Annotated in this window: 1 protein-coding gene; it reads right to left on the bottom strand. The window is 75.7% G+C overall.

The window, feature by feature from the left end; genetic code table 11:
- The coding region (gene cydD, locus FNX44_RS26615) for a thiol reductant ABC exporter subunit CydD (protein WP_143651528.1) at positions 1-1,646 on the bottom strand (1,646 nt) is incomplete at its 3' end.
- Positions 1,647-1,717: the final 71 nt, after the last annotated feature.

The raw sequence follows: 1,717 nt of genomic DNA on the forward strand, positions 1-1,717 counted from the left end.
GCGGGAGACCCGATCTGCCCGAGGGGCCCGGCGGGCGGCGGCAGGGCGATCGTGCGGTCGGCGAGCGCCAGCAGCGCGGGGCGGTGTACGACAAGCAGGACGGTGCGGCCTTCGGCGAGGCGTCGTACGGCGTCGACGACGGCGGTCTCGGTGGCGCCGTCCAGCGTCGCGGTCGGCTCGTCGAGCAGCAGCACCGGCCGGTCGGCGAGGAACGCCCGGGCGAGCGCGACGCGTTGGCGCTGGCCTGCGGAGAGTCCGGCGCCACCCTCGCCGAGCGGGAGCGCGGGGTCGATGTCGTCGGCGGCCGCGTCCCGCAGGGCGGCGGCGACCTCGGCGTCGGTCGCCTCGGGGCGGGCGAGCCGGACGTTGTCGGCGACGGTGCCGGCGAGCAGCGCGGGGTGTTGCGGGACCCAGGCGATCTGGCGGTGCCAGTCGGCGCGGTTGATCTCGCGCAGGTCGGTCTCGCCGACGAGGACCCGGCCCTCGGCGGGTTCCGCGAAGCCGAGTACGGCGTTGATCAGGGTGGACTTGCCGGCACCGGAGGGGCCGGTGAGGGCGACGGTCTCGCCGGGGCCGACCCGTAGCGTTGTCGCGGGGAGGGAGTCGGCGGTCCGGCCGGGGTGGCGGACGACGAGGTCGTCGACGGCGAACCCTCGGCCGGTCGGGGCGGGCAGCGAGCCGTTGGCCGGCGGCGGGGTCTCCAGTACCTCGAAGACCCGGTCGGCGGCCGCCAGTCCCTCCGCCGCCGCGTGGTAGCGGGCGCCGACCTGCCGCAGCGGCAGATACGCCTCGGGCGCCAGGATGAGCACCACCAGGCCGGTGTAGAGGTCGAGTTGGCCGTAGACGAGTCGGGTGCCGATGCCGACGGCGACCAGCGCGACGGAGATCGTCGCCAGCAGCTCCAGGGCGAAGGAGGAGAGGAAGGCGACGCGCAGGGTGCGCATGGTGGCCCGGCGGTAGTCGCCGGTCACCGCCCGGATGCTCGCCGCCTGCGCCTTGGCGCGGCCGAAGACGCGCAGTGTGGGCAGCCCGGCGACGACGTCCAGGAAGTGGTGGGAGAGCCGGCTCAGCAGTCGCCACTGCCTGTTGACGCGGGACTCGGTGGCCCAGCCGATGAGCACCATGAAGAGCGGGATCAGCGGCAGCGTCAGCACGATGGTGAGCGCCGAGATCCAGTCGTCGGTGACGATCCGGGCCAGTACGGCGACGGGCACGGTCGCGGCGAGGCCCAGTTGTGGCAGGTAGCGGCCGAAGTAGTCGTCGAGCGCGTCGATTCCCCGGGTGGCGAGCGCGGTCAGCTCGCCGGTGCGCTGCCGGGTGGCGGCGGACGGGCCGAGGGCGGCGGCGTGCGCGAGGAGGCGCAGCCGCAGTTGCGACTTGACCGAGGCGCCCGCTCGGTGCGCGGCCAGTTCGGTGAGCCAGACGACCGCCGCGCGGCCGAGCGCGACGGCGGCCAGCGCGGCGAGCGTCGGGTACAGCTCGGTGACCGCCGCGCCACCCTGGAAGGCGCGGACGATCACGTCGGCCAGCAGCATCGCCTGCCCGATGACCAGCCCGGCGCCGACCAGCCCGAGTACCACCGAGGCGAGCAGGAAGCGCCTGGTGGCGCGGGCGTGCCGGAGCAGCCGGGGGTCGACGGGCTTCACGGCTACCCCCTCGCCGCGTCGGCGGCGTCGCCGCCCGAGACGTCGGCGGGCTCGGCGTCGGGGGCCGGGTG

Origin of the sequence: Streptomyces alkaliterrae (genome assembly GCF_007097205.2) — a bacterium.
Lineage (GTDB): Bacteria > Actinomycetota > Actinomycetes > Streptomycetales > Streptomycetaceae > Streptomyces > Streptomyces alkaliterrae.